26 protein-coding genes and 1 pseudogene are annotated in these 21,633 nt (G+C 58.8%); 17 read left to right on the forward strand and 10 right to left on the reverse strand.

From position 1 onward, the window contains the following. Positions 1 to 5 precede the first annotated feature (5 nt). From M9827_RS02495 to recX, 9 genes and pseudogenes are all read left to right on the forward strand, one after another. The gene (locus tag M9827_RS02495; protein ID WP_093436451.1) at positions 6 to 902 is read left to right on the forward strand and encodes a gp53-like domain-containing protein; all 897 of its coding nucleotides are present in this window, start codon (positions 6 to 8) and stop codon (positions 900 to 902) included. Beyond that, positions 903 to 1,349, forward strand: coding sequence for a tail fiber assembly protein (locus M9827_RS02500; protein ID WP_093436448.1), 447 nt, complete (start codon positions 903 to 905; stop codon positions 1,347 to 1,349). 18 nt (positions 1,350 to 1,367) lie between these two features. Next, a pseudogene (locus tag M9827_RS02505) lies at positions 1,368 to 2,527 on the forward strand (glycine-rich domain-containing protein). After that, positions 2,527 to 2,781, forward strand: coding sequence for a hypothetical protein (locus M9827_RS02510; RefSeq protein ID WP_250603183.1), 255 nt, complete (start codon positions 2,527 to 2,529; stop codon positions 2,779 to 2,781). The pseudogene M9827_RS02505 and the gene M9827_RS02510 overlap by 1 nt, the downstream one beginning before the upstream one ends. Positions 2,782 to 2,817: 36 nt before the next feature. After that, positions 2,818 to 3,384, forward strand: a complete 567-nt coding sequence (locus M9827_RS02515) for a glycoside hydrolase family 19 protein (protein ID WP_250603185.1) — start codon at positions 2,818 to 2,820, stop codon at positions 3,382 to 3,384. Continuing rightward, entirely contained in the window at positions 3,363 to 3,881 is a 519-nt protein-coding gene (locus M9827_RS02520; RefSeq protein WP_250603187.1) for a lysis system i-spanin subunit Rz, read from the forward strand. Before M9827_RS02515 ends, M9827_RS02520 begins: the two co-directional genes overlap by 22 nt. A gap of 67 nt (positions 3,882 to 3,948) precedes the next feature. Next, positions 3,949 to 4,449, forward strand: a complete 501-nt coding sequence (locus M9827_RS02525) for a CinA family protein (RefSeq protein ID WP_250603189.1) — start codon at positions 3,949 to 3,951, stop codon at positions 4,447 to 4,449. 83 nt (positions 4,450 to 4,532) lie between these two features. Beyond that, positions 4,533 to 5,591 (forward strand): recombinase RecA, encoded by a 1,059-nt coding sequence (gene recA / locus M9827_RS02530; protein ID WP_090282065.1) that lies wholly within the window; start codon positions 4,533 to 4,535, stop codon positions 5,589 to 5,591. 8 nt (positions 5,592 to 5,599) lie between these two features. After that, entirely contained in the window at positions 5,600 to 6,070 is a 471-nt protein-coding gene (gene recX / locus M9827_RS02535) for a recombination regulator RecX (RefSeq protein WP_095112456.1), read from the forward strand. Between the two features lie 55 nt (positions 6,071 to 6,125). Here the strand turns inward: recX and M9827_RS02540 are convergent, their stop codons facing one another. Further along, positions 6,126 to 7,244, reverse strand: a complete 1,119-nt coding sequence (locus M9827_RS02540) for an LOG family protein (protein WP_250603191.1) — start codon at positions 7,242 to 7,244, stop codon at positions 6,126 to 6,128. Between the two features lie 351 nt (positions 7,245 to 7,595). On the opposite strand from M9827_RS02540, the gene M9827_RS02545 reads away from it, so the two are divergent. Beyond that, the gene (locus M9827_RS02545) at positions 7,596 to 7,790 is read left to right on the forward strand and encodes a hypothetical protein (RefSeq protein ID WP_077571372.1); all 195 of its coding nucleotides are present in this window, start codon (positions 7,596 to 7,598) and stop codon (positions 7,788 to 7,790) included. Here the strand turns inward: M9827_RS02545 and M9827_RS02550 are convergent, their stop codons facing one another. Next, positions 7,791 to 8,216 (reverse strand): PA3611 family quorum-sensing-regulated virulence factor, encoded by a 426-nt coding sequence (locus M9827_RS02550; protein WP_007908738.1) that lies wholly within the window; start codon positions 8,214 to 8,216, stop codon positions 7,791 to 7,793. A 185-nt stretch (positions 8,217 to 8,401) separates the two neighbouring features. Here M9827_RS02550 and M9827_RS02555 point away from each other — a divergent pair, with 185 nt between their 5' ends. The 3 genes from M9827_RS02555 (at position 8,402) to M9827_RS02565 (ending at position 10,462) form a co-directional block, all read left to right on the forward strand. Then, positions 8,402 to 9,151, forward strand: a complete 750-nt coding sequence (locus tag M9827_RS02555) for a tRNA-uridine aminocarboxypropyltransferase (RefSeq protein ID WP_250603193.1) — start codon at positions 8,402 to 8,404, stop codon at positions 9,149 to 9,151. Positions 9,152 to 9,374: 223 nt separating this feature from the next. Then, positions 9,375 to 10,025: a response regulator transcription factor ErdR gene (gene erdR, locus M9827_RS02560; RefSeq protein WP_250603195.1), complete on the forward strand. Its 651-nt coding sequence runs from the start codon at positions 9,375 to 9,377 to the stop codon at positions 10,023 to 10,025. 74 nt (positions 10,026 to 10,099) lie between these two features. Further along, positions 10,100 to 10,462: a diacylglycerol kinase gene (locus tag M9827_RS02565; protein ID WP_003222276.1), complete on the forward strand. Its 363-nt coding sequence runs from the start codon at positions 10,100 to 10,102 to the stop codon at positions 10,460 to 10,462. Here the strand turns inward: M9827_RS02565 and M9827_RS02570 are convergent. Next, complete coding sequence (locus tag M9827_RS02570) at positions 10,459 to 11,385, reverse strand: LysR family transcriptional regulator (protein ID WP_038358063.1); 927 nt, start codon at positions 11,383 to 11,385, stop codon at positions 10,459 to 10,461. The two genes, M9827_RS02565 and M9827_RS02570, sit on opposite strands and share 4 nt — an antisense overlap. Before the next feature lie 133 nt (positions 11,386 to 11,518). On the opposite strand from M9827_RS02570, the gene fpr reads away from it, so the two are divergent. Continuing rightward, positions 11,519 to 12,298 (forward strand): ferredoxin-NADP reductase, encoded by a 780-nt coding sequence (gene fpr / locus M9827_RS02575; protein WP_007908723.1) that lies wholly within the window; start codon positions 11,519 to 11,521, stop codon positions 12,296 to 12,298. A 184-nt stretch (positions 12,299 to 12,482) separates the two neighbouring features. Here the strand turns inward: fpr and tsaA are convergent, their stop codons facing one another. From tsaA to rimO, 6 genes are all read right to left on the reverse strand, one after another. Further along, positions 12,483 to 13,181: a tRNA (N6-threonylcarbamoyladenosine(37)-N6)-methyltransferase TrmO gene (gene tsaA, locus M9827_RS02580; protein WP_250603197.1), complete on the reverse strand. Its 699-nt coding sequence runs from the start codon at positions 13,179 to 13,181 to the stop codon at positions 12,483 to 12,485. A 182-nt stretch (positions 13,182 to 13,363) separates the two neighbouring features. After that, entirely contained in the window at positions 13,364 to 14,134 is a 771-nt protein-coding gene (locus M9827_RS02585; protein ID WP_093436415.1) for an SDR family oxidoreductase, read from the reverse strand. 129 nt (positions 14,135 to 14,263) lie between these two features. Beyond that, a complete protein-coding gene (locus M9827_RS02590) occupies positions 14,264 to 14,734 on the reverse strand; it encodes a YehS family protein (protein WP_250603199.1) in 471 nt (156 codons plus the stop codon). A 70-nt stretch (positions 14,735 to 14,804) separates the two neighbouring features. After that, complete coding sequence (locus M9827_RS02595; protein ID WP_250603201.1) at positions 14,805 to 15,515, reverse strand: rRNA pseudouridine synthase; 711 nt, start codon at positions 15,513 to 15,515, stop codon at positions 14,805 to 14,807. A 188-nt stretch (positions 15,516 to 15,703) separates the two neighbouring features. Next, positions 15,704 to 16,177, reverse strand: coding sequence for a GNAT family N-acetyltransferase (locus M9827_RS02600; RefSeq protein WP_250603203.1), 474 nt, complete (start codon positions 16,175 to 16,177; stop codon positions 15,704 to 15,706). Positions 16,178 to 16,498: 321 nt separating this feature from the next. Next, positions 16,499 to 17,836: a 30S ribosomal protein S12 methylthiotransferase RimO gene (rimO, locus tag M9827_RS02605; RefSeq protein ID WP_250603205.1), complete on the reverse strand. Its 1,338-nt coding sequence runs from the start codon at positions 17,834 to 17,836 to the stop codon at positions 16,499 to 16,501. A 350-nt stretch (positions 17,837 to 18,186) separates the two neighbouring features. On the opposite strand from rimO, the gene M9827_RS02610 reads away from it, so the two are divergent. From M9827_RS02610 to M9827_RS02620, 3 genes are all read left to right on the forward strand, one after another. Next, complete coding sequence (locus tag M9827_RS02610; RefSeq protein ID WP_502943390.1) at positions 18,187 to 20,028, forward strand: potassium transporter Kup; 1,842 nt, start codon at positions 18,187 to 18,189, stop codon at positions 20,026 to 20,028. A gap of 176 nt (positions 20,029 to 20,204) precedes the next feature. After that, positions 20,205 to 20,495, forward strand: a complete 291-nt coding sequence (locus tag M9827_RS02615) for a Phd-YefM (RefSeq protein ID WP_064393110.1) — start codon at positions 20,205 to 20,207, stop codon at positions 20,493 to 20,495. Positions 20,496 to 20,506: 11 nt separating this feature from the next. Continuing rightward, on the forward strand, positions 20,507 to 20,794 hold the full coding sequence (locus tag M9827_RS02620) for a type II toxin-antitoxin system RelE family toxin (protein WP_250603209.1): 288 nt from the start codon (positions 20,507 to 20,509) through the stop codon (positions 20,792 to 20,794). A 76-nt stretch (positions 20,795 to 20,870) separates the two neighbouring features. Here the strand turns inward: M9827_RS02620 and M9827_RS02625 are convergent, their stop codons facing one another. Further along, complete coding sequence (locus M9827_RS02625) at positions 20,871 to 21,182, reverse strand: DUF3077 domain-containing protein (RefSeq protein WP_250603211.1); 312 nt, start codon at positions 21,180 to 21,182, stop codon at positions 20,871 to 20,873. Positions 21,183 to 21,633 lie beyond the last annotated feature (451 nt).

A 21,633-nucleotide genomic window follows, 5' to 3' on the forward strand; every position in this document is an offset into this window, starting at 1 on the left:
GAATCATGGATTATCCAAAGAGTGTTCCTAGCGCCGGGTTGGTAGATGGCAAGTTTGTCGATGAAGATTTACTGACGGGCAAGCCAGGGTCGTTGATTCCGGCCAGTTGGGGTAATGGTGTTACGCAAGAGTTGTTGACGGTCATCCAGAGCGCAGGGCTGACACCGACGGAGGCCGCCAATAATCAACTGCTCAGTGCGCTGCGCAGCAACAACCTGTTCGTCACGGCGCCGCAATTCAATCAAGGCAAAGCGGTTGCCACTACCGAGTTCGTCGCCCGCGCGGGTCTGCAGTTTTCCGGCTTCGTTTCTTACCCGACCAGCACTGTCCTGACCGTAGCCCACGTGGGGGGCGTGGCGAGTTTCGCCAGCGCAACGCCGATCACGGCAACGTTGCCCTCCATCAATGGCATTGCCCATGCCAGCACGCTACACGTGATCAATGCGGGCAACGGTGTTCTGACCATCAACCCCGCCGCAAACGAGCAAATTGAAACCTGCAACGGCACGTTCGGGTCGCTGAAACTCGGACTCGGCGACTCCGCATGCCTGATCAAACTGGCGAGCCAATGGCGGCTGTACGGAGGGTCGATCAGCGATCGTTATGCCACGGCCCATTCGGGCGTCTATGGCAACGTCGGTTACCAACGGTTTGCCAGCGGCAACATTGAGCAATGGGGTGTCGGCACAACGGATGCGAAGGGCGAAGTCGACGTCATTTTCCCAATCTCTTTTCCTACAGCCTTTTCTTCTCTGGTGGCCACTCATGCCGGCGGTGACGGGGCGATGGTCATCCTGATTGCGGGTTCTGGAAAGCAACAAGGCTGCAAGCTCAAGGTTCGTGATTACAGCGGCAGCGTCGCTGCGGGTTGGGGCATCAATTATTACGCAAAGGGCTATTGAATGAATCCGTTCAACGTTTTGTTCAGCGCCAGCACCCGGGGCGTTTATGTACCGGGTATCAACTCAACTGACATTCCCGACGATGTCATCGAGATTCCTCAGACTTACTGGATCTCGCTGCTGCAGCAATTGGCCGTTGCGGCAAAGGTGATCGGCGTGCGTGCGGATAACGGCTATCCGATTCTGGTCGATCCTGCGCCTCCTTCGGCCGATGAAGCGGCTGACGCCGAGCGCCGTTGGCGCACCGCGCAACTGGCCGCCACCGACGGGTTGGTGGCGCGTGATCGCGATGAGTTGGAAGACGGCGGCGGCACGACGCTTACCACAGAGCAATATGCCCAATTGCAGACGTATCGCCGTGAATTGCGCGACTGGCCGCAGGGTTCCTTTTTTCCGTTCGGCGAGCATCGGCCGGTAGCGCCGAAGTGGTTGGCTGCTGCGCTGTAAGTCATCAGGGAAGTTGAAATGGACTATCAAAAAAGCGTTCCCAGCGTCGGACTGGTGAATGGCAAATTCGTCAATGAAGATGTTGTCGCGGGATTGCCCGGATCGTTGATCCCGGCGACCTGGGGCAACAGCGTTACCGATGAATTGTTGAACGTCGTCAAATCTGCGGGTCTTGAACCAAACGAAACCGATGCGACGCAGCTGTTGCAGGCGCTGAAAAAAATCAGTCAGGCCGGTGAAGACAAGCATGCGACCGATATCGGCGCCGCCAATCTGTACATGGCCAACTACGTGCCGGTCATCACTACGTTGAAGGACGGTCTGGCGCTGCGCTTTACCGCTGGTAATGCCAACACTGGAGCCAGCACGTTCGCACCGAATGGCTGCTGCCCAAGCCGTTATTGAGCCTTGGGCTGAGTGCATTGCGGCCAGCGGAGATTGTCGGCAGCAGTGTGTGTTCGGTGGTGTACAGCGCGGCGCTGGACAGTTGGGTGCTGGTGTATGCGAGCGGTGGTAATGCTGCGAGCGGCCGGTTGTTGGGGGTAAAGACGTTTACCGTATCCGGCACCTATGAGCCGATAGCCGGGACGAAGCACGTTCTGGTCAAGGTTGTGGGCGGTGGTGGTGGAAGTGCGGGAGTCGGGGCGACCACAACTTCCCAATATGCAACCGTGGGTGGCGGCGCCTCCGGTAGTTATGCTGAAGCGTGGTTACCTTCCGAGGCGATTGGTTCTCGTCAGGCTGTCACGGTGGGGACTGGCGGAAGCGCGGGACTCGCAGCGGCGAATGCCGGAGGTGGTGGTACCAGTTCTTTTGGCTCGCTGGTTTCGGCTGCCGGTGGTGGAGGGTCGCCGTGGATTGGCTTTGTTGCGAACCAGGGGATGGGACTTTATACCGGAGGCTATCCCGGCCAGTCGGCCAGTGGAGGCAACATCGTCAACAGCGCGGGAAACGCGGGCGCTCCCGGGATCTCTGTCAACGGCTCGACCCTTGCTGGGCACGGTGGCAGCTCGCCGTTGGGTGGAGGCGGTTTTGGCAACAGCGCAGCAGGCTCTCTGGCCGCACCAGGCTCCGGTTTGGGTTCCGGTGCGGGAGGAATTGCCAACGCACCCAGTCAACCTGGCAGACCTGGTGGCGCAGGTGCTTCAGGCGCCGTGATCATCTACGAGTACGCCTGATGAAAACCTACGCACGCATCGTCAACTGCACTGTGGTCGAACTGTTCTCCACCGAAGGCAATATGGCCGAGATGTTTCACCCGGATCTGCTTTGGGTCGACATCACTGAAATCACTCCTGCACCGCAAATCAACTGGACCGCCAACTTCGGCACCCTCGGTTGGTTCTTCGCATCACCCGAGGAACCTGCGCCGGACAGCACCCTGAAAACTCTGGCAAAAAAATGGCTGACAGGCATTGGCCGCCAACCATGATTCAATCGGGGCAATATCCAGGGAGGATCAAGCATTATGCAAATAACTGAAAACAACCTTATCGACATCATGCCCAACGCCCGCTCCCAAGCGGGCGTTTTTGTTTCTGCGCTCAACAGTGCCATGGCTCGCCGTCATATCGACTCGCCCAAGCGTGTCGCGGCGTTCCTCGCGCAAATCGGCCATGAGTCGGGGCAACTGCGCTACGTGCGGGAATTGGGCAATAACCAATACCTGAGCAAATATGACACCGGTACGTTGGCCTTGCGTTTGGGCAACACCCCGGAGGCTGACGGCGACGGGCAGAAGTATCGTGGTCGCGGGCTGATTCAGATCACCGGGCGCAGTAACTATCGCGAATGCAGTCTCGGCCTGTTCGGCGATGAACGGCTGCTGCCCTTGCCTGAATTGCTCGAACAGCCGCGATGGGCCGCCGAATCCGCCGCGTGGTTCTGGGAAAAGAATGGCTTGAATGAACTCGCCGATCGCGAGCAGTTCAACACCATCACCCGGCGAATCAACGGCGGGTTGAATGGCTTGCAGGATCGCCTGGAAATCTGGGCGCGGGCGAGGGCGGTGCTATGCCAATCCCCTGGCGAGTGATCGGCATCTCGTTGCTGGCCACTAGTGCGTTTGCCGCAGCCTGGCAGTTTCAGGCGTGGCGTTACGAACGGCAATTGGCCGAGCAGGCCCGGTTAAACGCCGAAACCCTCAATCAACTGAAGCAGACCGCCGCCACCGCGCAACAGGCCGAGCAGGATAAACGCCTGGCGCTGGAGCAGCGGCTCGCGACCAGTGAGCAAACCCACTATCGAGCACTCAGTGATGCCCAACGTGATCAGGATCGCCTGCGCGATCGTCTTGCTACTGCTGATGTGCGCCTGTCAGTCCTTCTCGACGCCAGCGACGTTGCCCCAGGCTGCAACGTGCCAGCCGCCGCCAGCGCCAGCAGCGTGGATCATGCAACCGTACGCGCCCGACTTGACCCGGCGCATGCTCAACGAATTATCGCCATCACCGCCAGCGGCGACCGTGGACTGATTGCCTTGCAGGCGTGTCAGGCGTATGTCAGAGCGCTGGCGCCTGCACATTTTGAATGAGTCTGTGTATTGAAAGCGCAACCGGCTCGTGTACGGTGGAGGCATTCCACACGATCCGGAGCACGCCGTGAAAGAGATCACTCAACTGGCCGCCGACCTGGGCCGACGTTTGCAACTGCTCAATGCCCACGTCACTACCGCTGAATCCTGTACCGGAGGCGGGATTGCCGAAGCCATCACCCGAATCCCGGGCAGTTCGGCGTGGTTCGAGGCAGGTTATGTCACGTACTCCAATCGGCAGAAAACCCAGCAATTGAATGTGCCGGCCGAGTTGTTCGAGTCGGTCGGCGCCGTCAGTCGCGAGGTCGTTGAGGCGATGGTGCGTGGTGCCCAGGACAAAAGCCTGGCGCGATTTGCCGTAGCAGTCAGTGGTGTGGCCGGGCCGGACGGTGGCTCGCCGAACAAACCGGTCGGCACGGTGTGGTTGGCCTGGGGCGTTGGCGAGACGGTGACCAGTGAGGTTCAACACTTCCCCGGCAACCGCGATGACGTCCGCCGACAAACGGTGAAGGCCGCGCTAGAGGGGCTCCTGCGACTAGCGGCACGAGAAATCGAAAATCAGGGGTAGGCGATCCGCGAACGCTGTGGAATAATACTGGCTACTTATACAGGTGTTGGCCGTCAGGCCTTATTGATTACGTGAGGACTTTAATGGACGACAACAAGAAGAAAGCCTTGGCTGCGGCCCTGGGTCAGATCGAACGTCAATTCGGCAAGGGTGCCGTAATGCGTATGGGCGATCAGGACCGTCAGGCGATCCCGGCCATTTCCACCGGCTCTCTGGGTCTGGACATCGCACTCGGCATCGGCGGCCTGCCAAAAGGCCGTATCGTTGAAATCTACGGTCCTGAATCTTCCGGTAAAACCACGCTTACTTTGTCCGTGATCGCCCAAGCGCAAAAAGCCGGTGCGACCTGCGCATTCGTCGACGCCGAACACGCCCTCGACCCTGAGTACGCCGGCAAGCTGGGCGTCAACGTCGACGACCTGCTGGTGTCGCAGCCGGACACCGGCGAACAGGCCCTGGAAATCACCGACATGCTGGTGCGCTCCAACGCGGTTGACGTGATCATTGTCGACTCCGTGGCAGCCCTGGTACCGAAGGCTGAAATCGAAGGCGAAATGGGTGACATGCACGTGGGCCTGCAAGCCCGTCTGATGTCCCAGGCGCTGCGTAAAATCACCGGTAACATCAAGAACGCCAACTGCCTGGTGATCTTCATCAACCAGATCCGCATGAAGATCGGCGTGATGTTCGGTAGCCCGGAAACTACCACCGGTGGTAACGCGCTGAAGTTCTACGCCTCGGTTCGTCTTGACATCCGCCGTACCGGCGCGGTGAAGGAAGGCGACGAAGTGGTCGGCAGCGAAACCCGCGTCAAGGTTGTGAAGAACAAGGTCGCTTCGCCGTTCCGTCAGGCCGAGTTCCAGATTCTTTACGGCAAGGGCATCTACCTCAATGGCGAGATGATCGACTTGGGCGTGCTGCACGGTTTCGTCGAGAAGTCCGGCGCCTGGTATGCCTACGAAGGCACCAAGATCGGTCAGGGCAAGGCCAACTCGGCCAAGTTCCTGGCGGACAACCCGGAAATCGCCGCGAAGCTCGAGAAGCAACTGCGTGACAAACTGCTGTCGCCAGCAGTGATCGCCGACTCCAAGGCCTCTGCAGTCAAAGAGACTGAAGACGACCTGGCCGACGCTGATATCTGATTGCAGCGATGACCACCGCCGTACTCGATACCCTCGTCGCGGTGCGGCGAACCGCCATGGACCTGCTCGCACGCCGCGAGCACGGTCGAGTCGAGCTGACGCGCAAACTGCGTCAACGCGGCGCTGAGGCGGAGATGATCGAAACAGCCCTCGACCGTTTGACGGAAGAGGGGCTGCTTTCCGAAGCCCGTTATCTTGAAAGTTTTGTTTCCTACCGCGCCCGTTCCGGATATGGCCCTCTGCGGATTCGTGAAGAGCTGAGTCAACGCGGTTTGCAACGCGCCGATATAGAACTCGCCCTGCGCGAAAGCGGTATCAGTTGGCAGGAACAACTGCAGGAGACGTGGCGCCGGAAGTTCTCCGGGCATTTACCGATTGATGCGAAAGAACGGGCCAAACAGGGCCGGTTCCTGGCGTATCGGGGGTTCTCGATGGAGATGATCAACCGCTTGTTCAGCGGTCGAGGGATGGACGATTAAACCGATTCAATAAAAACGGCCCGCTATGAAAATAGCGGGCCGTTTTTTTTTGCCTTCAGATTGCCTTTGACGGCTCGCGGCTGCGTTGTGCTGTTTGCGGCCTGGAGTCGGCCCAGTTTTCCGGCAGGTTGATGTAGTCGATCAACTCCCTCAAGCGCCCGTGGGTGCGGGCATTGAAGGCGAAGGCCAGCCGCACCAGATGGCTGTACTGCGCTTCATCGTGTTCCTCGCCGGCGTAGGCGTGTTGATGAAACTGATCGCTCAGGCACAGATCGGCAAAAGCCTCCTGCATGTGTTCCAGCGCTTGATCGCTGAGCTTGTGATTCATGCGGATCACAAATTGTCGTTTGAGCCAGCGACTGGAGTGGAAGTTGCTGTAGAACTGGTTGATCTGCTCCACCGCCTCGTCGACGCTGTAGACCAGTCGCATCAGTTTCATGTCGGTCGGCAAAATGTAGTGGTTGCTCTCCAGTTGCTGGCGGATGAAGTCCATCGCGCCTTGCCAGAACGTGCCGCCCGGCGCATCCAGCAGCACCACCGGCACCAATGGACTTTTACCGGTCTGGATCAATGTCAGTACTTCCAGTGCTTCATCCAGTGTGCCGAACCCGCCCGGGCACAAGACCAGCGCGTCGGCTTCTTTGACGAAAAACAGTTTTCGCGTGAAGAAAAAGTGGAACGGCAACAGATTGCTGGTGCCGCCCACCGTCGGGTTGGCGTGCTGTTCGAAGGGCAGGGTGATATTGAAGCCTAGGCTGTGATCGCGGCCGGCACCTTCATGCGCGGCGGCCATGATGCCGCCCCCGGCGCCGGTAATGACCATCATCCCCGAGCGGGTCAATGCTGCCCCGAGTTCGCGGGCCATGGCATACAGCGGATGTTCGGCCGGCGTGCGCGCCGAGCCGAACACGGTGACTTTGCGTCGGCCCTTGAACTGCTCCAGCACCCGAAAGGCCTGCTCCAGTTCGCGCAGGGCTTGCAAGGTGATCTTGGCGTTCCAGCGGTTGTGGTCTTCCTGGGCCATGCGCAGCACGGTCAGGATCATGTCGCGGTAGATAGGAATATTCGGGCTGTTGGGGGAAACACGGTTGAGTTGTTCTTCGACCTTGCTGATGAGGTCGGGGCCGCTTTCCTGAAAATGACGGCTGAGCAAGTCATTCGGTTGGTAAGGCATTCAACGTCTCCTTCTGCACAGAGCGGATGGCCCTGACGAGCGGCGTCAGGGCCGCGCTGCAAAAAACACACGATCGGCAGTTCCTTTCCTGCCGTTGAAAAATGATCGGGAATACTCTGAATCTAGACCCTGGCGCGCATTTGCGCTGACTTGATCATTGCGCTGTAAAGTTTTGGCTGGCAACCGTTTATTGATTTTCCGCACGTTGCTTCACCGCTCGTCCGAACGTGCGCCGAGCTGCAATCGCTCTGATTTACTAACATACAGGCGCCTTACGACAGCTTCAGGTCAATAACTGTAGGTCAGGTGCACGCGATTCAAGGATTTGCAGGTGGCAAGGAGGCGAGACATATGGCCAGAGTGATTCTGGAGATCGATACGCAGCTGTATCGAATGTTGAAAGCGGCAGCCGAGACCAATCAGCTCAGTCTCGAAGAGGAGTGCTGCCGGCGCTTGGCGGGTGGCGAGCGCCGTTCGCACTATTTGCAGGCCTTGCTGGCGGAACTGCGCGCCGAGGATGAACAGCGGCGCGCCAATTCGCGATAGTTACTTCTTCTTCGCCGGGGCAGCTTTCGGGCAATCCGATTCCTGGTAGCTGGCGGAGCCGATCGCCTTGTTGGTTTTCACTTCAGTGAAGTCGTAACGCATGATCGCACCCTTGGCCATCAGCTTGCGGTACGACGGGTTGTTGCACACCGAGGCGCCCAACTGAAAATACACAGCTTTAGGGTCAGCGCGCATTTTGTCGGCGTGGCTCTTCTGTACGCTCAGGTGGTTGATCAACTGAGTGCCTTCAACGGTGTAGCCCTGATCAAGAATGTCTTCATTGATTGCCCGAGGCGTGCCGACGCTGCTTTGGGCGGCGACGTTGCGCAGCTCGCGGTTCAGATTCTGCTCACTCAGGGAAGCAGCCTGAGCGGTGAAGGACGACGCCAGCAGAATGGCAGCGGTGGGAACGATAAGGCGCAGCATGAAACTCTCCTGGTTCAGTGACTGGTGGTTCGACCAGCCACGTGACTGTGCGTTCAGTGGCGGCGAATTATAGGGGAGCCGGTCGGGAGGGTACAGGCTTGTGCCCGTCGCTCTGGTAAACTGCCGGCCTTTATTGCCTGCCGAGTGCTGTGCGTGTCGAGTTTTCCTGCCGTAAGGCGTTGCCCGTGACCCATCATGCCCCCAACGCCGTAGCCCGCTTGCGCGATCAGCGCGAGGACGAGGGCATCAAGCCGATTCAGGCCCGTGGCTTTCGCTCCGAGCGTTGCCGCGATTGCCGGGTGATCATCAGCCATTGCCTGTGCGCCTGGCGGCCGAGTGTCGAAACGCGTTCGGGCGTGTGCCTGATCATGACCGGCAAGGAAGTGTTCAAGCCGAGCAACACCGGTTGGCTGATTGCCGACGTGGTGCGCGATAACCATGCGTTTATCTGGTCGCGTACCGAGCCCGATCCGCAGATGCTCGCACTGCTCAATGATCCGCAATGGCAACCGTATCTGGTGTTTCCCGGCGAATACGTAGAGCCGTCGCGAGTGACCAACACTGTCGCGATCGATAGCAACAAGCGTCCGTTGTTCATTCTGCTCGACGCCACCTGGACCGAGGCACGAAAGATTTTCCGCAAGAGCCCGTATTTCGATCGTTTGCCGATTCTCAGTCTGCTGCCCGACAAACTCTCACGCTACCGCTTGCGCCGTTCGACCCGCAGCGAGCACTTGTGCACTGCCGAAGTCGCGGCGCTGTGCCTGGAACTGGCCGGTGACAGCGACGCCGCCTCGGCGCTGGACGCCTATTTCGACGTGTTCAGCCAGCATTACCTCGGCGCCAAACAGCAAGTGGACATGAATGAATCGACGCCGGCCCACGCCGAGTTGCTGCCCTATATACGAAAGCCGCAGCCGGAGTTGGCCCAATAGTGGCCCATACTGTACAAGCCAGCGGCCGTGCTGCTTGACCACCCCGTCTTCGCTGGGCATGCTTGGCGCCGATTAGGGTGCGGCCAAGGTTTGAAACGCCGTGTTTGCTGTTGATTGGCGTTGAACGTGCCCCTGTGGATACCGCTTTCAAGCGGCATCTTGAGTTGCTTTGGCCAGGCCGGAATGCACCGGGTCTGCCATCAAAAACAGGATCATTTGAAAAATGGCCACATACGACATCCTGATTGCCGATGATCACCCCCTGTTTCGTAGCGCCCTGCATCAAGCGGTGACGCTGGGCCTTGGCCCGGATGTGCGGCTGGTGGAGGTGGCGAGCATCGCCGAGCTGGAAACACGTCTGACCGAAAAGGCTGACTGGGATCTGGTCCTGCTGGACCTGAACATGCCCGGCGCTTTCGGTTTTTCCGGGCTGGTCATGCTTCGCGGACAGTACCCGCAGATTCCGGTGGTGATGGTTTCGGCGCAGGAAGAAGCTTCGGTGATGGTCAAATCCCGTGAGTTCGGCGCCAGTGGCTTTATTCCCAAGTCCAGCGACCTCAGCGTGATTCAGGAAGCCGTGCGCAAAGTGCTCGAGGGCGATGTGTTCTGGCCGCCACAAGCATTCGAGGCGGTCAGTGTGTCCGACGAAGCCAAAGCCGCCAGCGATGGCCTCGCCAGCCTGACGCCGCAGCAGTTCCGCGTGTTGACCATGGTCTGTGAGGGCCTGTTGAACAAGCAGATTGCCTATGAGCTGAGCGTGTCGGAAGCGACCATCAAGGCCCATGTCACGGCGATCTTCCGCAAGCTGAATGTGCGCACCCGCACGCAAGCGGCTTTACTGCTGCAACAACTTGAGTCAATTCCGAGCCAATAAAGGCTGGCGTCTTCACGCTTTTTTGACTTTTGTTGATCTAGCTTCCCCACTCCTTTTCGGTTGGTTTCTACTTTATGTCACCTTTCAAGGGCCAGACCGGCCTGAAACGTATCCTCAATGCTTCGGGTTATTCGCTGGACGGCCTGCGCGCAGCTTTCACCGGTGAAGCGGCGTTCCGCCAACTGGTGCTGCTCAATGTCGTGCTGATTCCGTTGACGTTCTTTCTCAATGTCAGCCGCGTTGAGCAGGCGCTGTTGATTGCTGTGTGCCTGTTGGCGCTGATCGTCGAGTTGCTGAATTCGGCGGTGGAAGCGGCCATCGACCGCATTTCGCTGGAACTGCACCCGCTGTCGAAAAACGCCAAGGACATGGGCAGTGCCGCGCAATTTGTCGCACTGAGCATGATCGCTTTGGTGTGGGCAGTGATTCTGCTTTAAGCAATCGTCGGCAAAACGATCTCGTCGCTGCGCTGCACCCCGGCAGTGAAAGCGCGGCACAGATCGAGAAACTCGCGCATCGCCGAAGTCTGATACTTCTGCTTGTGCCAGATGAAGTAGAACTGCCGCGCCAGGTCCAGGTCCGGCGTCTCCACCGGCACCAGACTGCCACGGCGGAATGCATCACGCAGCGCCAGCCGCGAGATGCAGCCAATCCCCAGCCCCGATTCCACCGCGCGTTTTATCGCTTCGGTGTGTTCCAGTTCCAGGCGGATATTCAGCGCGCTGCGATGATGCCGCATGGCCTGATCGAACGTCAGGCGCGTGCCGGAACCCTGTTCGCGCAGAATCCATGCCTCGTGGGTCAGTTCTTCCATGGTCGCGGAGCCGCGTTGGGCCAGCGGATGTTGCGGCGCGCAGAACACCACCAACTCATCTTCGACCCAGCTCTGCACTTCGATGTCCGGGTGGCTGCAATCACCTTCGATTAGACCCAGATCAATTTCGTAGTGGGCGACTTGTTGCACGATATTGGCAGTGTTCTGCACGTGCAGCTTTACCTGACTTTCCGGGTGGCGCTGCATGAAACTGCCGATCAGCAGGGTCGCCAGGTAATTGCCGATGGTCAGCGTGGCGCCCACCGACAGCGAGCCGAAACCGGATTTGCCGTTGAGCAGGTCTTCGATTTCCTTGGCCTGGTCGAGCAGAGCCACCGCCTGCGGCAACAGCTGTTTGCCGAGGGCGTTGAGGCTCAGCCGTTTACCGGCGCGGTCGAACAACTGGCAGCTGGATTGCCGCTCGAGTTCGGTGATCGACGTGCTCGCGGCCGACTGCGAGAGGTTGAGCAGACCCGCAGCACGGGATACGCTTTCCTGCTGGGCGACGGCGACGAAGACTTGCAGTTGACGGAGAGTAAATCGCATATCGATATAACCGATAACCCTTATCTTAATAATCCAGTTAACAGATATTGTCGTCGCTATTAGAATGCGATGCAATTGCGCACCGTCGCCTTCAAAAGCCAGCGCAGACCCAATATCCAGGAGTCAAACGTACATGAGCAACATGAACCACGAGCGTGTCCTCAGTGTTCATCACTGGAACGACACTCTGTTCAGCTTCAAGTGCACCCGCGATCCGGGTCTGCGCTTCGAGAACGGTCAGTTCGTGATGATCGGCCTGCAACAGCCCAACGGCCGCCCGCTTATGCGCGCTTACTCGATCGCCAGCCCGAACTGGGAAGAGCATCTGGAGTTCTTCAGCATCAAGGTGCAGGACGGCCCGCTGACCTCGCAGCTGCAGCACTTGAAGGAAGGCGACGAGATCATCATCTCGAAGAAGCCTACCGGCACTCTGGTTCTGGACGACCTGAACCCGGGCAAGCATTTGTACCTGCTGAGCACTGGCACTGGTCTGGCGCCGTTCATGAGCGTGATTCAGGACCCGGAAACCTACGAGCGCTTTGAAAAAGTGATCCTGGTTCACGGTGTGCGTTACGTCAACGAAGTCGCCTACCGCGAATTCATCACCGAGCACCTGCCGCAGAACGAGTTCTTCGGCGAGGCGCTGCGTGACAAGCTGATCTACTACCCAACCGTGACCCGTGAGCCTTTCGAGAATCAGGGCCGTCTGACCGACCTGATGCGCAGCGGCAAGTTGTTCAGCGACATCGGTCTGCCACCGATCAATCCGCAGGACGACCGCGCGATGATCTGCGGCAGCCCGAGCATGCTCGACGAGACCAGCGAAGTACTCGACAGCTTCGGCCTGAAGATCTCGGCGCGGATGCGCGAGCCGGGTGATTACCTGATCGAGCGTGCATTCGTCGAGAAGTAAGCCTCTCTTAAAAAGCCCCCATTGACTATGCAGGCAATGGGGGCTTTTTTATGCCTGAAATATTTCCATCATGCTTGCCACAATCCATGTAGGAGCTGCCGAAGGCTGCGATCTTTTGATCTTGATCTTAAAAAGAAAGATCAAAAGATCGCAGCCTTCGGCAGCTCCTACATTGGGTGCGGCATCAGACCGTGGCAGGAATGACTTCAAGCACGCGGATCTGCTCAGGCGTCGGGTAATGCCAGCGCACATCCAGATCCCAGAATTGCGCGCCGTATTCGCGTTCTGGCGCCGGGGTTTGGTAGGCCGGACGCGGATCCTGCGCCAGGCACTGCTCGATCAGCTCGACCAACGGCTCGCCAAGGCGCTGAGCGTGCGTGTGCGCCTGTTTCAGTGCAGCGTCCGTCCACTGCACGTCAATCAGTTGCGGCGCAGCACTGGCGATGCTGTTGGAGGCGCCGGGGATAATATCGGCGTACGGCACGTAGGGTTTGATGTCGAGAACCGGCGTGCCGTCGAGCAGGTCAATGCCAGAGATAAACAGCCGATTGGCTTCGACCCTGTCCAGTTTCACCACGGATTGGCCGATACCATTTGGCCGGTGTGTGGCGCGGGTGGCGAACACGCCCATGGACTTGTTGCCGCCCAGGCGTGGCGGGCGCACTTTCAGGCGCGGTTTGTCTTCAAGGGCCTGATGGAACAGAAACAGCAGCCACACATGGCTGACCTGTTCCAGGCCTTGCACGGCGTCACCCTGATCGAACGGCGCCACCAGTTCCAGCACGCCACGGGCGGCGGGGGCCAGTTGCGGTTGGCGGGGGATGGCGAATTTCTCCTTGAAGCAGGAACGCACGAAGCCGATGGGGGAAACGCTGTAAGTCATGGTTTGCATTCGAAGCGGGGCAGGGTGGGCATGATAACCCGTCCAACCTCAAGTCTGGTGCTGGTCGGGCGGGCGCCATCGCTGGCGAGCCAGCTCCCACAGGGTTCTCAAGTGTTCTCATAACCGTGTACACCGAAGAACCTGTGGGAGCTGGCTTGCCAGCGATAGCTTCACCGCCAATCTCAGAGGCTGAACCCACCATCCAGCGGAATAATATTCCCGGTCATGTAAGCCCCAGCCGTACTCGCCAGACTGATCGCCAACGCCGCCATCTCCTCTTCACGCCCCCAACGCTTCATCGGAATCAACGCCGTATCCTCAGCCAATGCCTGCTGATCATTGCCAATATGCTGAGTCATCTTGCTCGGAAAGCGCCCCGGCGCAATCACGTTGACGTTGATGTGCTGGCTCACCAGTTCCCGCGCGAGAATCCGCGACAATTGATGTAGGGCAGCTTTACTTGGCCCATAGGCATACGCCTGCTCGCCAAACGAAGAAATCCCCGCCACCGAACCGATGTTGATGATCCGCGCCGGGTTCGCCGCCGAACCCGCCTTGCGCAACAACGGTAGAAACTGCTGGATGCAACTGAACACCGACGTCACGTTGAGCTGCATGACTTTTTCCCAACCCTTGACCGGGTAGCTCTCCAGCGGCGCGCCCCAAGTAGTGCCGGCGTTGTTCACCAGAATATCCAGATGCGTGATCTGCTCGCCCAGGCGCGCGGCCAGTTCCTGCACGCCTTCTTCCGTCGCCAGATTCGCCGCCACGCCGTGGCACTTGCCCAAGGCGCTGAGTTCTTCCGCGGTTTGATGACAGGCTTCGGCGTCGCGCGAGCAGACGTAAACACGAGCGCCAGCCTCGACAAAGGCTTTGGCGATCATTTTGCCGATACCACGGGTGCCGCCGGTCACCAGAGCGGTGCGGCCTTGCAGGGAGAAATACGGGTGCATGGCGAGTCCTGAGGATTAGGGATCAATACACCCTAGTCGTCAGCCGCGAAAAGCGGAGCCACTATTTTCGGAGGGAATGAACGGTCATGCGCTGCGGCGGCGACCATCAGTCGCCACCGCAGAAGGGGATCAGGCCGGGCGAACGCGCAGGGTCAGACCCTTGAGGAAGTTGCGCAGCAACTGGTCGCCGCACGGGCGGTAGTTGGTGTGGCCGACCTTGCGGAACAGCGCGCTCAGCTCAGGCTTGGACACCGGGAACTCGGCGGCCTTGAGGATTGCGTGCATGTCGTCTTCTTTCAGTTCGAAAGCCACGCGCAGCTTTTTCAGGATGATGTTGTTGGTCACCGGCACTTCGATCGGCTGCGGCGGACGGCTTTCGTCCTTGCCACGCTTGAAGATCACCAGACCGTCGAGGAAATGCGCGATGACTTCGTCCGGGCAGCGCACGAAACCTTCTTCGTCTTCTTCTTTCTTGTCGAGCCAGGTCACTACGTCAGCGAGGGTCACGTCCAGGCCGCCGAGTTTGATGATCTCGACCACTTTCTTGTCGCTGATGTCGAGCATGTAGCGCACGCTGCGCAGTACGTCGTTATGAACCATGTGGGTAATCCTGATGCGTTGTGGGCAGCACGCGGGCGCGCTGCCGGAATGTGTGGCGGCAGTGGAAGTCTTAGAACTTCTCTTTGCCGGACAGGTAGCGCCATTGGCCGACCGGGACCTTGCCGATCGAGACGCCGCCGATGCGGATGCGGCGGATGCCGACGACCTTCAGGCCGACCGCTTCGCAGAACTGGGCGATGATCCCCGGTTGCGGGTTTTTCATGGCGAAACGCAGACGGTTTTCGTTCTGCCAGCTGGCCTTGACCGGCGGCAGTTCCTTGCCCTTGTGCGTCAGGCCGTGCTGCAAGCGGTTGAGGCCGTGAGCGACCATGTCACCTTCGACCTCGACCACGTATTCCTGCTCGATCTTCGCGGCGTCGGCGGTGAGCTTGCGCAGGATCTTCCAGTCCTGGGTGAACACCAGCAGGCCGCTGGCCTTGGGCTGCAGGTCGGCGCTGGCGGTCAGGCGCAGGAAGTGCCCGCGCAACGGGCGCTTGCTGTAGCGGTGCTCTTCGCTGAGGGTCTCTGCGCTGAGCGACTGCATGGCGGTTTCAACATCCATGCCGGCCGGGGCGTTGAGCAGGATGGTCACTGGCTCCGGCGCGGTGGCCTTGGCATCCTTGTCGAGCTCGACCTTCTGGTCGCCGACCTTGAACTGCGGCTCATCAATGACTTCGCCGTCCACGGTGACCCAGCCGCCCTCGATGAACAGCTCGGCCTCCCGGCGGGAGCAACCGACCAGTTCGATGAGGCGTTTGGAGAGGCGAATCGGGTCAGTCATGACAGGGCCGTAACAAAAAAGGGGTGGGCATTGTACCTGTGTGGCGCCGGTTAAGCCCGGTTCCATTTACACGGTATTCGTATTCCCTGTGGGAGCTGGCTTGCCAGCGATAGCATCACCTCGGTATTTGTTGCACACCGCAGTGTCCGCATCGCTGGCAAGCCAGCTTCCACAGGGTTTGTGTTGTGTCAGCCGTTACTGGAGCGTTGCTGGTTCTGGCGCAAGCGCATATGCAGCAGCGGATACGGCTGGCCCATGCCATCCACCTCCGAGCGGCCGATCACCTCGAAACCCTGCTTGAAGTAGAACCCCAGCGCCTGCGGGTTCTGTTCGTTGACGTCGAGTTCATCGGCATTCAAATGTTGCAGGGCGTAATTCAGCAGTTTCTTGCCCAACCCCTGGCCGCGATGGGCGGGGTCGATGAACAGCATTTCGATCTTGCCCGCTGCAACACCGGCAAACCCGGTAATGCGCTGGTGGGCGTCCTTGGTGCAGATCAGCATCACTGCATCCAGATAACGCGTGAGCACCAGGTTGCGCAGCAGTTCGATATAGCTGTCTGGCAGAAAATCATGGGTGGCGCGAACCGAGGCCTCCCAGACCCGGGTCAGTTCCTGGTAATCGCTGAGTTTCGGCGTGTGGATGACCGAATGGTGACGCATGCCCGTCTGCCTCTTGTCCGTTTCAAGGGAGTCCGTCCCCCGCTAAACGATAGCCGTAAAAAAGCCCCGCATCTTGTAAAAAGAGCGGGGCTGTTTGTATTTGTTGCGGTGTCTGGCTGGCTATTTCTTTCGCCAGCAAGAACTCTCCCCCTCACCCCAACCCTCTCCCCCAAGGGGCGAGGGGGAAGGGAGCTGATCTTCGTGCTGTTCAAAATCTGCGTTCGACTGGATATTTCAAGTCGCCACAATTCGAAAGAACACCTCGATCAGTCCCCTCTCCCTCTGGGAGAGGGTTAGGGTGAGGGGCTTTTGATCTTCAGATCAGATCTGCTCAGCCCACAGATCATATTCGTCAGCATCAGTCACTGTGCACCAGACCTTGTCGCCCGGCTTCAGGTTGCTGCCGTTGTCGATAAACACGTTGCCATCGATTTCCGGTGCATCGAAGAAGCAGCGGCCAACCGCGCCTTGCTCGTCGACTTCGTCTACCAGCACTTCGATTTCACGGCCGATGCGCATCTGCAGACGCGCCGAGCTGATCGCCTGCTGGTGCGCCATGAAGCGCTCCCAGCGGTCCTGCTTGACGTCGTCCGGCACCACTTCCAGGTCCAGATCATTGGCAGGCGCGCCATCGACCGGCGAGTACTGGAAGCAGCCAACGCGGTCGAGTTGTGCTTCGGTCAACCAGTTCAGCAGGTACTGGAAGTCTTCTTCGGTTTCGCCCGGGAAGCCGACGATGAAGGTCGAACGGATGATCAGGTCCGGGCAGATTTCGCGCCAGTTCTTGATGCGCGCCAGGGTCTTGTCTTCGAATGCCGGGCGTTTCATCGACTTCAACACTTTCGGGCTGGCGTGCTGGAACGGGATGTCCAGATACGGCAGGATCTTGCCGGCGGCCATCAGCGGGATCAGCTCATCAACGTGCGGATACGGGTAAACGTAGTGCAGACGCACCCAGACGCCGAGGGTGCTCAGCGCTTCGCAGAGTTCGGTCATGCGGGTTTTTACCGGCGCGCCGTTCCAGAAACCGGTGCGGTATTTCACGTCAACGCCGTAGGCGCTGGTGTCTTGCGAGATCACCAACAGCTCTTTAACGCCGGATTTGACCAGGCGCTGAGCTTCGTCGAGCACATCACCGACCGGACGGCTGACCAGTTTGCCGCGCATCGACGGGATGATGCAGAAGCTGCAGCTATGGTTGCAGCCTTCGGAAATCTTCAGGTAGGCGTAGTGGCGCGGAGTCAGCTTGATGCCTTGCGGCGGCACCAGGTCGATCAGCGGGTTGTGATCCTGACGCGGCGGCACCACTTCGTGCACGGCGTTGACCACTTGCTCGTACTGCTGCGGACCGGTCACGGCCAGCACGCTCGGGTGTACGTCGAGGATATTGCCTTCTTCCACGCCCATGCAACCGGTGACGATAACCTTGCCGTTTTCCTTGATCGCTTCGCCGATCACTTCCAGCGACTCAGCCTTGGCCGAATCGATGAAACCGCAGGTGTTGACGACTACCACGTCGGCGTCCTGATAGGTGGACACCACGTCATAGCCTTCCATGCGCAGCTGGGTCAGGATGCGCTCGGAGTCGACCAGTGCTTTCGGGCAACCCAGAGATACGAAGCCAACCTTTGGATTGGCCGGCGCGGGAGTGGTGGACATGTCTAACCTCGGTATTTTGTGACATCGCTTTCTTGATGCGAAAGCCGACGGACGGGCGCTTAGGGCGCGCCTCTGATCAAAAAGTGCGCAATTCTAGCGATGAGCAACGCACTTGACCAGCTTTATGCAGGGAAATACGACGAGTGCTGCGCTATGCTTCGCGCCGTTGAGCTTTACCAATTTTTTACAGTCAACAAAACGTCTGTAACAACAGGTAAAACAGCGCATGCTGCACCACAAAGCATAGTGCTTCATTCAAAGAAGCCGGTTCTGAGAAGTAGGAGTGTTGGATGGGTCAGGCAAGTAGTCAGGCGGCGGGCGCCGAGCATTCGGCTGCAAAACCGCTGAGCATGCTGGTCGCGGCAGTCGGGGTAGTTTACGGCGACATCGGCACAAGCCCGTTGTACACCCTCAAAGAAGTTTTCGCTGGTCACTATGGTGTGCCGGTCAACCACGATGGAGTTTTCGGGATTCTGTCGTTGATTTTCTGGTCGCTGATTTGGGTCGTCACCATCAAGTACGTGTTGTTCGTACTGCGCGCTGACAACCAGGGGGAAGGGGGGATCATGGCGCTGACCGCTCTGGCGCGACGTGCATCCAGCCGCTACCCGAAACTGCAAACGGTGCTGGTGATTCTGGGGCTGATCGGTGCAGCGCTGTTTTACGGCGACAGCATGATCACGCCGGCGATTTCTGTATTGTCCGCGGTTGAAGGTCTGGAGCTGGCGTTCGATGGCCTGGAACGCTGGGTGGTGCCGATGGCACTGGTGGTGCTGGTCGCGCTGTTCCTGATCCAGAAACACGGTACCGATCGCATCGGCAAGCTGTTTGGCCCGGTGATGGTGGCGTGGTTCCTGGTACTGGGCGGTTTGGGTATCAGCGGAATTCTTAAACACCCGGAAGTATTGAGCGCGCTGAACCCGATTTGGGGTGTGCGTTTCTTCATCGTACATCCGGGCATGGGCGTGGCGATTCTCGGCGCGGTGGTGCTGGCACTGACCGGCGCCGAAGCCTTGTACGCCGACATGGGCCACTTCGGCCGCAAGCCGATTGCCCGCGCCTGGCTGATTCTGGTGCTGCCGGCCCTGGTGCTGAACTATTTCGGTCAGGGCGCGTTGCTGCTGGAAAACCCGGAAGCGGCGCGTAACCCGTTCTACCTGCTGGCGCCGAGCTGGGCACTGGTGCCACTGGTGGTACTGGCGACCCTGGCCACGGTCATTGCTTCGCAGGCGGTGATTTCCGGCGCGTTCTCGTTGACCCGTCAGGCCATCCAGCTCGGCTACATTCCGCGCATGCACATACAGCACACTTCCAGTGCCGAACAGGGCCAGATTTACATCGGTGCGGTGAACTGGGCGCTGATGGTCGGCGTGATCCTGTTGGTCATTGGCTTCGAATCCTCGGGCGCGCTGGCGTCGGCTTACGGTGTGGCGGTGACCGGCACGATGCTGATCACCAGCATATTGGTGTCGGCAGTGATTCTGCTGTTGTGGAAATGGCCGCCGCTGTTGGCGGTGCCTATTCTGATTGGCTTCCTGCTGGTCGATGGCCTGTTCTTCGCGGCCAACGTGCCGAAGATCATTCAGGGCGGTGCGTTCCCGGTACTGGCGGGGATCGTGCTGTTCATCCTGATGACCACCTGGAAACGCGGCAAGGAGCTGCTGGTCGATCGCCTCGACGAAGGCGCGCTGCCGCTGCCGATCTTCATCAGCAGTATCCGCGTGCAGCCACCGCACCGCGTGCAGGGCACCGCGGTGTTCCTCACCGCGCGCTCCGACGCCGTGCCGCATGCCCTGTTGCACAACCTGCTGCATAACCAGGTGTTGCATGAGCAAGTGGTGTTGCTGACCGTGGTCTACGAAGACATCCCGCGTGTACCGCCATCGCGACGCTTCGAAGTCGAGGCCCACGGCGAAGGCTTCTTCCGGGTGATCCTGCACTTCGGCTTCACCGACGAGCCGGATGTGCCGCAGGCGCTGAAGCTGTGTCATCTGGATGATCTGGACTTCAGCCCGATGCGCACCACGTACTTCCTCAGCCGCGAAACGGTGATTGCCTCGAAACTTGAGGGCATGGCGCGTTGGCGTGAGGCGTTGTTTGCGTTCATGTTGAAGAATGCCAATGGCAATTTGCGGTTCTTTAATTTGCCGTTGAACCGGGTGATTGAGTTGGGGACGCAGGTGGAGATGTAAGCCTGACCTCAAATGAAAAGCCCCCGTCGGCCTAGTGGCTGGCGGGGGCTTTTTTGTGGGCGTCTGGTCGAGCGGGTATTTGGTCGGTGGCTGGAAACAGGAGGTTGCACTGTGTTTAATTCAACGCAATACTCTGTGCATTATTGTGCTAATCAGCAAGTGAGTGAGAGGTAGTTATGACGGCATTACTAGAACGTGCTGACCAGGCAATTTCCGTCACTGCCATGGTCAGGAGCTTCAGTGCGAAGCTCAAGGAAATCTCCAGTCGTGCAACGGAGCGTTTGGTTATCTTCAAAGACAATCAACCGGCCGCTGTCATCATCAATGTGCAGGCCTATCAAGAGATGCTGGATGAACTCGAGAATCTGCGCATCGAAGCGGCAGCCCGGGAGAGATTGATCAATTTTGATCCGGCCCAGGCGGTCAGCCATGACGATATGCGGGCCCGGTATGCCAGGAAGGACTAAAGGAGTGCTGGATGGTTTGGGGAGTGATTTATCATCCGGAAGTCCAAGGGGATCTGGATCAACTGGGATCTGCGGCAGCCAACCGGATTCTTGATGTCATTGAAGAGCGGATTATTAATGGTGAGCCAGACAAGTCTGGAAAACCGCTCAGATCCAGCCTTGCCGGATGTCGCAGGATTCGCACGGGCGACACGCGCATTGTTTATCGGGTCAATGGCAGGGCGATTCAGGTGTTGATCGTCGCCGTTGGGGTGCGGCGAGATGAAGAGGTTTACGACGCCGCCGAGCGTCGAATCTGATCAATGTGTCGAACCCAATTAAAAGATAGCCCTCGCCGGTTTTTCAACTGGCGGGGGCTTTTTTGTGCCTGCGCTTTTACATGCTCTCGGGTGCATCTAATTCAGATTCAGCCTTTGTTCGCGGAGGACGAGGAGTCAGTGTCTGAATCACATCATCAAGCAAAGCCTTGCCCATGAGTGTGAGGTAATGCGCAGCCCAGGCATGGCGGTCGGTGTCTCTGATGAAGGCCGCATCTTCGGCGAAGGATTTTGCGAGGTACAGCAGGTCGGAGGATTGCGACAAGGCATCGATGATCGGGATGCCGGAGCGAACGCTGAAGAACGCTTGATCGGAGTTGTAGAGGAAGGGGGTGAAGCCGATGGTTTTAAGATCAGATTGATTGTTCATGTCAGTTCCCTTGATTTCGAGAGCTGCCGCATCCGATACCAAGCGAATGGGTGGCAGCTGTGCGCAGGTTGGTAAACCGGGGAACCAAGGAAACCGGCACGCTCGAAAGCGTCCCACACACAGCTGCCATAACACAGGGGCACAGACGTGTAATACGCCTGAGTCGTGTCGGGTGCGCTGTTGCGCCTTATTCCACCGGGTTACCAAGCCCGATCGCTGAATGGGTCAGCGACGTCTGGAGAGTATCCCGTCAAAAAACAGCGCAATAGAGCGGCAGAGCGTCCAAACACGAGTTTCGGAGTTTGCCTACAAGGTCTGTGGGCGTCATCCGATATTGCAAGACTGGAAGTAAACGAAACTAAACGCCGGACACGCAATTCCTTGTAGGAGTGAGCCTGCTCGCGATAGCGGAGTGTCAGCTTGCAAATCAGTGACTGACACTCCGCTATCG

The sequence above is a fragment of the Pseudomonas sp. AKS31 genome (assembly GCF_023634765.1).
Taxonomy (GTDB): domain Bacteria; phylum Pseudomonadota; class Gammaproteobacteria; order Pseudomonadales; family Pseudomonadaceae; genus Aquipseudomonas.

Coding starts and splice junctions, on each gene's coding strand:
- M9827_RS02495 (WP_093436451.1), top strand. CDS start 6: ATGGATTATCCAAAGAGTGTTCCTAGCGCCGGGTTGGTAGATGGCAAG.
- M9827_RS02500 (WP_093436448.1), top strand. CDS start 903: ATGAATCCGTTCAACGTTTTGTTCAGCGCCAGCACCCGGGGCGTTTAT.
- M9827_RS02510 (WP_250603183.1), top strand. CDS start 2,527: ATGAAAACCTACGCACGCATCGTCAACTGCACTGTGGTCGAACTGTTC.
- M9827_RS02515 (WP_250603185.1), top strand. CDS start 2,818: ATGCAAATAACTGAAAACAACCTTATCGACATCATGCCCAACGCCCGC.
- M9827_RS02520 (WP_250603187.1), top strand. CDS start 3,363: ATGCCAATCCCCTGGCGAGTGATCGGCATCTCGTTGCTGGCCACTAGT.
- recA (WP_090282065.1), top strand. CDS start 4,533: ATGGACGACAACAAGAAGAAAGCCTTGGCTGCGGCCCTGGGTCAGATC.
- recX (WP_095112456.1), top strand. CDS start 5,600: ATGACCACCGCCGTACTCGATACCCTCGTCGCGGTGCGGCGAACCGCC.
- M9827_RS02540 (WP_250603191.1), bottom strand. CDS start 7,244: ATGCCTTACCAACCGAATGACTTGCTCAGCCGTCATTTTCAGGAAAGC.
- M9827_RS02545 (WP_077571372.1), top strand. CDS start 7,596: ATGGCCAGAGTGATTCTGGAGATCGATACGCAGCTGTATCGAATGTTG.
- M9827_RS02550 (WP_007908738.1), bottom strand. CDS start 8,216: ATGCTGCGCCTTATCGTTCCCACCGCTGCCATTCTGCTGGCGTCGTCC.
- erdR (WP_250603195.1), top strand. CDS start 9,375: ATGGCCACATACGACATCCTGATTGCCGATGATCACCCCCTGTTTCGT.
- M9827_RS02565 (WP_003222276.1), top strand. CDS start 10,100: ATGTCACCTTTCAAGGGCCAGACCGGCCTGAAACGTATCCTCAATGCT.
- M9827_RS02570 (WP_038358063.1), bottom strand. CDS start 11,385: ATGCGATTTACTCTCCGTCAACTGCAAGTCTTCGTCGCCGTCGCCCAG.
- fpr (WP_007908723.1), top strand. CDS start 11,519: ATGAGCAACATGAACCACGAGCGTGTCCTCAGTGTTCATCACTGGAAC.
- tsaA (WP_250603197.1), bottom strand. CDS start 13,181: ATGACTTACAGCGTTTCCCCCATCGGCTTCGTGCGTTCCTGCTTCAAG.
- M9827_RS02585 (WP_093436415.1), bottom strand. CDS start 14,134: ATGCACCCGTATTTCTCCCTGCAAGGCCGCACCGCTCTGGTGACCGGC.
- M9827_RS02590 (WP_250603199.1), bottom strand. CDS start 14,734: ATGGTTCATAACGACGTACTGCGCAGCGTGCGCTACATGCTCGACATC.
- M9827_RS02595 (WP_250603201.1), bottom strand. CDS start 15,515: ATGACTGACCCGATTCGCCTCTCCAAACGCCTCATCGAACTGGTCGGT.
- M9827_RS02600 (WP_250603203.1), bottom strand. CDS start 16,177: ATGCGTCACCATTCGGTCATCCACACGCCGAAACTCAGCGATTACCAG.
- rimO (WP_250603205.1), bottom strand. CDS start 17,836: ATGTCCACCACTCCCGCGCCGGCCAATCCAAAGGTTGGCTTCGTATCT.
- M9827_RS02610 (WP_502943390.1), top strand. CDS start 18,187: ATGCTGGTCGCGGCAGTCGGGGTAGTTTACGGCGACATCGGCACAAGC.
- M9827_RS02615 (WP_064393110.1), top strand. CDS start 20,205: ATGACGGCATTACTAGAACGTGCTGACCAGGCAATTTCCGTCACTGCC.
- M9827_RS02620 (WP_250603209.1), top strand. CDS start 20,507: ATGGTTTGGGGAGTGATTTATCATCCGGAAGTCCAAGGGGATCTGGAT.
- M9827_RS02625 (WP_250603211.1), bottom strand. CDS start 21,182: ATGAACAATCAATCTGATCTTAAAACCATCGGCTTCACCCCCTTCCTC.